A 6828-nucleotide genomic window follows, 5' to 3' on the forward strand; every position below is an offset into this window, starting at 1 on the left:
GGTCGCCCCCAGGACGAGGCCGAGTTCCTCGCCCAGGGACCGGGCCCGCGCCATCATGCGGTGCGTGACCTCGGTGTCCTCCATGGGCGGGCACAGGTCGAGCTGCTCCACCACCACGGAGGTGCCGGCCACGGCGGGCCGGGCGGCGGCCTCCTCGATGGCGGCCCGCGCCCGTGTCATCCCGGCTGTGGTGGCCGAGCGGATCTCGACGCGCAGCTCCGCCTCGGGGCAGACGATGTTGGTACGCGTACCGGCCCGAACCACGCCCACGTTGACGGTGACGTCCTCCCACAGGCCATTGAGCGCCTGGAGGGCGACGACGAGGTGGGCGGCGGTGAGGGCGGCGTTCGCGCCGCGCTCGGGTTCGATGCCGGAGTGGGCGGCGCGGCCCGTGACCGTGAGGAGGAAGTCGGCGACTCCCTTGCGGGCGATGACCAGGTCACCGTTCTCCCGTGCACACTCCAGGGCGAGCGCGAAGTGCGCTCCCCGTGCGGTTCGTTCGGTGACGGGGCGGCTGGCTGGGGAGCCGATCTCCTCGTCGGGGGTGGCGAGGAAGACGATCTCGGCGTACTCCTCGACGTCTGCCTCGGCGAGGATGTCCAGGGCGGTGAGCCCGGCGAGCAGGCCGCCCTTGTCGTCGCTGACACCGGGGCCGTGCGCGAGTCGGCCCTGGAGGGAGAAGGGGCGGGTGGCGGCGGTGCCGTCCGCGAAGACGGTGTCCATGTGGGCGGCGAGCATGATGCGCCGCCCGCCGTCACGGGCGGCGAGCCGACCGGTCCTGCGGCCGATCAGGACGTCCCCGGTGCGCTCCCCGCTCGCTTTGCCGGGAGCGACCCGTTCGACGGCGAAGCCGAGGGCGGACAGCCGGGCGGCTGTCCAGTCGGCGACCAGGTTCACCCCTGCGGGGCTGTAGGAGCCGGAGTCGATCGCCACGAGTCCGGCCAGGTCGGAGAGAAAGCGGTCGAGGCGGGCCCGTGCGAGGGGCAGCAGATCCTGGGCACGGGGACGCTGTCTGGTCGGCGCGGTCACAGGACCTTGGACAGGAAGGCGCGGGTGCGCTCCTGCTCCGGGTCGACGAGCACGTGCCGGGGGTCGCCGGCTTCGACCACCACGCCGTCGTCCATGAAGACTGCCGTGTCGCCGACCTCGCGGGCGAACCCGATCTCGTGGGTGACGACGACCATGGTCATGCCGTCGGCGGCCAGCTGCCGCATGACGTCCAGGACATCGCCGACGAGCTCGGGGTCGAGCGCCGAGGTGGGCTCGTCGAACAGCATCAGCTTCGGTTTCATGGCCAGAGCGCGGGCGATGGCGACGCGCTGCTGCTGTCCGCCGGAGAGCTGTGCCGGGTAGTGGCCGGCCCGGTCCGCCAGCCCGACCTTCTCCAGCAACTGCCGTGCCTCCGCACGGGCGTCGGGGGTGCTCGTGCCGCTGACGCGGACGGGCGCCTCCATGACGTTCTGCTCCGCGGTCAGGTGGGGGAAGAGGTTGAACCGCTGGAAGACCATGCCGATGTCACGGCGGTGCGCGGCTATCTCCTTCTCCCGCAGTTCGTGGAGCCTGGCCCCGCGCCGCCGGTAGCCGACGAGTTCTCCCTCGACGGCGAGAGTGCCGCCGTCGATCTTCTCCAGATGGTTGATGCACCGCAGGAAAGTGGACTTGCCCGAGCCCGATGGGCCGAGCAGGCAGCACACCTGCCCGCGTTCGACGGTGAGGTCGATGCCCTTGAGGACCTCGAGCTTCCCGAAGTGCTTGCGCACGCCGTTGGCGTGCACCATGGGCGTGGTCAACGGCCCTCTTCCTTTCCGGTCTTCGGCGCGGACGCGCTGGTGAACCCGGTGAACATCCGTCGCAACGGGGAGGTGTGGCCCCCGTGTGCGGTGCCCCGGCCGTAGCGGCGCTCCAGCCAGGCCTGCGGGAAGCTCAGGAGGCTCACCAGTGCCAGGTACCAGAGCGAGGCGACCACGAGCATGGGGATGACCTGGTAGTTCTGCGCGTACACCTCCTGGATGTTCGACATCAGGTCGTGCGCGGCGATGACGGAGACCAGCGCGGTCATCTTCAGCATGTTGATCGTCTCGTTGCCCATCGGGGGGATGATCACCCGCATGGCTTGGGGGAGAACGATCCTGCGCATCGTCAGGGCGGGCCGCATGCCGAGTGAGTGCGCTGCCTCGGCCTGCCCGCTGTCGACGGACTGGATCCCGGCCCGGACGATCTCCGAGGCGTACGCCGCCTCGTTGAGCCCCAGCGCCAGCAGAGCTGCGACGGCCGGGGTCAGCAGGGAGTTCGTGTCGGCCTGGAAGAAGGTGATGTCGGTGAAGGGGATACCGATGAGCACGTTCTTGTACAGGGCCCCCGCGTACCCCCAGAAGATGATCTGGACGAGGAGCGGGGTCCCGCGGAAGGCCCAGACGAACAGTGAGGAGAGGCCGTAGAGGACGGGGTTGGACGACAGGCGCATGACCGCGATGACGGTGCCCAGGGTGAGCCCGAGGGCCATCGCCGCGACGGTCAGCCACAGGGTGGTGGCCAGCCCGTCGAAGATCAGGTCGGCGAAGAGGTAGTCGCCGATGATGTCCCAGCGGAGATTGGCGTTGGTGGCCAGCGAACCGACCAGTCCCGCCAGGGCGAGTACCGCGGCGAGGGCGGCGACCCAGCGGCCGTAGTGGCGTACGGGGACGACGGTCAGGTCCTGTCCGGCCGGGGCGGTCCGGTAATCGAGTGTGGTGGTCATCTCAGTCGACCGCTGCGTTCCGGGTGGCTTCCTTGACCGCGATCGAGGCGACACCGTACTTCTCGAAGATCTTGGTGGCTGTGCCGTCGTCTATCAGGGACTGCAGCGCCTTCTGGATCGCGTCCGTCAACTCGGGCAGCTTCTTGGAGACGGCGATGCCGTTGGGGGAGGCGTTGTAGCCGCCGGTGGCGGCCGGGTCGTCGACGACCTCGAAGGCCTGGCCTCCGTCCGCGGTCTTGGCCGTCCAGCCGGCCGCCGGCTTGGTCAGCACCTGGGCGACAACCTTGTTGGCGCGCAGGGCGAGCTGGGCGTCGGAGTCCTTGGGGAAGGTCTGGATGGCGATCTCGCTGCCACCCGCCTTCCCGCACTTCTTCTGGTGACCCTTGAGGAGGTCCAGCTGGTTGGTGGCGGCCTGCACGGCGACCTTCTTGCCGCACAGATCGTCAAGCGTGGTGATCTTCTCGGGGTTGCCCTTGACGACCATGATCCCGGAGCCGGAGACGGAGTAGTCGACGAAGTCGACGACTGCCTGCCGCTCCTTGTTGTCCGTCATCGCGGACATGGCCACGTCGAACTTCCCTGCCTGTATGGCGGGCACGATGCCGTCGAACTTCTGCGGGGTGAAGGCGAAGGTCACGCCGAGCCGGGCGCCGATCGCCTGACCGAGGTCGTAGTCCAAGCCGGTGAGCTCCTTCTCCCCCTCCGTCACGAATATCTCGAAGGGCGCGTAGGGCACGTCCGTGGCAACCCGCACGGTGCCGGACTTCTTGACCGCGTCGGGCAGTGCTTCGTGCAGCTTCGCGTCCTTTTTCACGGTCACCCCCGCGACCTCCAGCGACGCCGGAGCCTTGGCTGCGGCGACACCGTCGCCGCCCTCTCCGCAGCCCGCGAGCGCCAGCAGGACGGTGGTGGTCAACGCGGCGGCGGTCACAGCACGACCGGAGACGTGGGCGTACTTCATATCGTTCCCTCCTGGGGGATGTCCGGCCGGCGGTGGCTTCCTCGCTCGGCCCGCCCCAGAAATTACACATCGCGGCTTCATCTGTACAGATGTAACGAGCGTTACTTGCCTGTGATGTGCCGCCGCGCTCCTGTGAAACATGTCTTAGGGATGCTGTGCGGGCTGTTCGGCACCTGTATTCGTCCGAGGTGGCCCGGTCTGCGCGATCCTCGCTGCGTTACATCTGGCGCGCGATGCTCGGAATCTGTACGTTCCATCACCACCGACTCAGCGTCGGCCTCACTCCTCCGTCCCCAGGAGAACTCCGTGTTCCATATCCCCCTACGGCTGGTGACCTGCCTGACCGCCTCCCTGGCGCTGCTGGCCCCCACCCTCGTCGCGGCCGAATCCGCCCACGCGGCTGCCAAGCGCATCCGACTGGGCAGCTCCGCCGATGTCAGCCGCGGCAGCTGGTCCGGCCCCGCGTACACGATGAACGGCTCAGGCGCGGTCGTCCCGGCGACCATGACCCGAGCCATCGACGCGATCCGCGGCGGTACGGGCACCCTCGACGTCGTGGTCATCGCCGCCTCCGCCCCCGGCTCCGGCAGCACGACCCCCGAGTGCGACACCGTCATGGGCCTCGCCGGCGTCAACTCCTGCACCACCTGGACGCTGACCACGCGCAACGACGGCAACAACAGCGCGGCCAACAGCGACATCCGCAACGCCGAGTTCGTCTACTTCGCCGGCGGTGACCAGTGCGACTACGCCGACTGGAAAGGCACCGCGCTCCAGAACTCCGTGAAGTCCGTCGTCGCCAAGGGAGGCGGCTCCGGCGGCGGCAGCGCGGGCCACCACATCAACAGCGCCGTCGTCTACGACGCCTGCGGCGGCAGCGTCACCACCGACGAGGCGCTCTACGACCCCTACGACCCGGCCATCACCTTCACCACCGGCATGTTCTCCTGGCCGAACTACGCGGGCACCATCAACGACTCGCACTTCGTCACCCGCGACCGTATGGGCCGCACCATGGCCTTCGTCGCCCGAGCCATCGAGGACGGTCTCACCACGGGCGGAGCCGCGTGGGGTGTCGGCGTGGACGACGGCGGCTCCCTCTTCATCGACAAGAACGGCCTGGCCACGGCAGCCGGAGCCGACACCTTCGTCGTCCTGGGCGACCACCGTCCCGAGCAGGCCGACCCCGACCGCTACCTCACCTACGACGACTACAAGATCTGGCGGCTGCGCCCCGGCGGGACCTACGACTTCAAGAACCGTCCCACCTGCGGTTACTACCTGCGCAGCGTCGTCGACGGCATTCCGGACCGCGACCTCTACAACGGGACGCCGGTCACCAACTGCGGCTGAAGTCCGAGGAGCGCCTTCACCCCGCCCGGCGCAGCGTCGGCATCCGGCAGGCGCAGTCGCCGGGCGGCAGCTCGGCGGGAAGGTCGTACGCCCAAGTGGGAGAGGCCCAGCTCCGGGCAGGGCTGGGCGAGCGGAGCCGCGCGGCGGCGTACACCCGGGGAGCCACCGCGAGAGCTCGCCGACGCAGCCGGTGACGTCACTGCGTACGCCCCTGCTCTGTCCCAGGGCGTGCGTAACGCCGACCTCAGTCGGCCCGACCTGAGGCCAGCTGCCCGGGGCCGGTATCACGCCCGCTGGAGCTCTGCACCTGCTGATGGTCTGTTGAAGCTCTTATAGAACATCTTGAACAGAAGTGAAACCGCGTTGGCAGCCTTGGCGGAAACCCTCGCACAGACTCCATTCAAGGAGTCCCGTAGAAGGGAACGTTCATGACTCCTCGGCCCATCGCGGCAGCGCTCGCCCTGGCCACCGCCACGGTCATCGGAGCGACCGCGGCCGCCCCCGCAGTGGCGGCGCCCGCTGCCGCCAAGGACGACCAGGCCACCGTCTCGGTCTTCCACGCCGTACCCGGTCTGAAGGTCGACGTCTTCGCCAACGGCAAGGAGCTGCTGCCCGACTTCGAGCCCGGCACTCTGACCGACCCGCTCAAGCTTGACGCCGGCAGCTACGACATCAAGGTCTTCAAGGACGGCGAGGGCCCCGACGGCACGCCCGCCATCGAGAAGAAGGTCGATGTGCCCGCCGGAGCCAACGCCACGCTCGTCGCCCACCTGACCGCTGACGGCAAGCCTGCCCTGAACGCCTTCGTCAACGACCTGTCCAAGGTGCCCGCGGGCAAGGCGCGACTGACCGTCCGCCATGTCGCCGCCGCTCCGGCCGTCGACGTGCGAGCCGGAGGCACCCCGGTCTTCGAAGGCCTGGTGAACCCCAAGGAGGTCAAGGGAGAGGTCGACGCCGGCACCGTGAAGGCCGACGTGACCCTGGCCGGCACCGACACGGTCGCCATCGGCCCCGCCGACCTCGACCTGGCCGAGGGAACCAACACCGTCGTCTACGCGTGGGGCAGCGCCGACGACAAGAACCTCGCGCTCAAGACGCAGACGTTCAAGGACCTTCACTCCGCCCCGCACGGAGTCCCGGCAGGCGAGACGGGCGAGAACGCGGTGAACAGCACCGGACTCCCCGGCTGGTCCTTGGCGCTCGGCGGCCTGGCTCTCGCGGGTGCGGTCGTCGGCGGACGCCGGCTGTTCGCCTCGCAGCGCTGAACTGCGCCGCCACCCGGCGGGACGGACGCGCGCCTGACTGCTCCGTCCCGCTGCCCTCCCTCTTCGTCCCTTTCCGAAGCAGAGGTCTTCGTCGATGAAGCACCGTTCCCCACGTAAACGCTGGGGGTTCCTCGCCGCAGCCCTCACTGTCCTGTTGATGCTCGTCGTCTTCGCGACAGAGCGGCTCACCGACGACGACGGTCCGGCGGACTTCGGGGCTCCGCTCGCCCCCCGGCCCACCATGACGAGCGGGGGGCCGTCGGGCTCCACGCCGCAGCCCTCCGCGCCGGGTGCCGAGCCGTCCTCGAGTCCATCGAGGCCGGTGAACGCCTCGCCGCGCTCACTGGTGATCCCGCGCCTGGGTGTGGAAGCGCCCGTCGACGCCCGCGGGGGGGGCCCCCCCCGGGGGGGGGGGGGGCCCCCCCCCCCCCCCCCCGGGGGGCGGGTACCCGTGGGGGCCCCCCCCCCCCCCCCCCCAGGGGGGGGGGTGATAGGGCGGCCCCGCGCCAGCC

6 protein-coding genes are annotated in these 6828 nt (G+C 69.8%); 2 read left to right on the forward strand and 4 right to left on the reverse strand.

Going from position 1 to position 6828, the window contains the following annotated elements:
* The 4 genes from JS521_RS02345 to JS521_RS02360 all read right to left on the reverse strand — a co-directional run.
* Window positions 1-1029: M20/M25/M40 family metallo-hydrolase (locus JS521_RS02345; RefSeq protein ID WP_205081040.1), on the reverse strand; the 1029-nt coding region annotated here is incomplete at its 3' end.
* Window positions 1026-1778, reverse strand: a complete 753-nt coding sequence (locus tag JS521_RS02350) for an amino acid ABC transporter ATP-binding protein (protein WP_205081090.1) — start codon at window positions 1776-1778, stop codon at window positions 1026-1028. The genes JS521_RS02350 and JS521_RS02345, both read right to left, overlap by 4 nt.
* A gap of 8 nt (window positions 1779-1786) precedes the next feature.
* Window positions 1787-2737 carry an amino acid ABC transporter permease gene (locus JS521_RS02355; protein ID WP_098017493.1) on the reverse strand — a complete coding sequence of 317 codons (951 nt, stop codon included), beginning with the start codon at window positions 2735-2737 and terminating at the stop codon, window positions 1787-1789.
* A 1-nt stretch (window position 2738) separates the two neighbouring features.
* On the reverse strand, window positions 2739-3698 hold the full coding sequence (locus tag JS521_RS02360; protein WP_205081041.1) for an ABC transporter substrate-binding protein: 960 nt from the start codon (window positions 3696-3698) through the stop codon (window positions 2739-2741).
* 306 nt (window positions 3699-4004) lie between these two features.
* On the opposite strand from JS521_RS02360, the gene JS521_RS02365 reads away from it, so the two are divergent.
* Together JS521_RS02365 and JS521_RS02370 are read left to right on the forward strand one after the other, a co-directional pair.
* On the forward strand, window positions 4005-5051 hold the full coding sequence (locus tag JS521_RS02365) for a hypothetical protein (RefSeq protein WP_179892603.1): 1047 nt from the start codon (window positions 4005-4007) through the stop codon (window positions 5049-5051).
* Window positions 5052-5479: 428 nt separating this feature from the next.
* Window positions 5480-6316 (forward strand): DUF4397 domain-containing protein, encoded by an 837-nt coding sequence (locus JS521_RS02370; RefSeq protein ID WP_073779093.1) that lies wholly within the window; start codon window positions 5480-5482, stop codon window positions 6314-6316.
* Window positions 6317-6828 lie beyond the last annotated feature (512 nt).

Source organism: Streptomyces durocortorensis, assembly GCF_016901035.1.
Lineage (GTDB): Bacteria > Actinomycetota > Actinomycetes > Streptomycetales > Streptomycetaceae > Streptomyces > Streptomyces durocortorensis.

Bases quoted from the DNA above. Each gene is read 5' to 3' on its own strand.
- JS521_RS02350 (WP_205081090.1), bottom strand. From the start codon at position 1,778: ATGGTGCACGCCAACGGCGTGCGCAAGCACTTCGGGAAGCTCGAGGTC.
- JS521_RS02355 (WP_098017493.1), bottom strand. From the start codon at position 2,737: ATGACCACCACACTCGATTACCGGACCGCCCCGGCCGGACAGGACCTG.
- JS521_RS02360 (WP_205081041.1), bottom strand. From the start codon at position 3,698: ATGAAGTACGCCCACGTCTCCGGTCGTGCTGTGACCGCCGCCGCGTTG.
- JS521_RS02370 (WP_073779093.1), top strand. From the start codon at position 5,480: ATGACTCCTCGGCCCATCGCGGCAGCGCTCGCCCTGGCCACCGCCACG.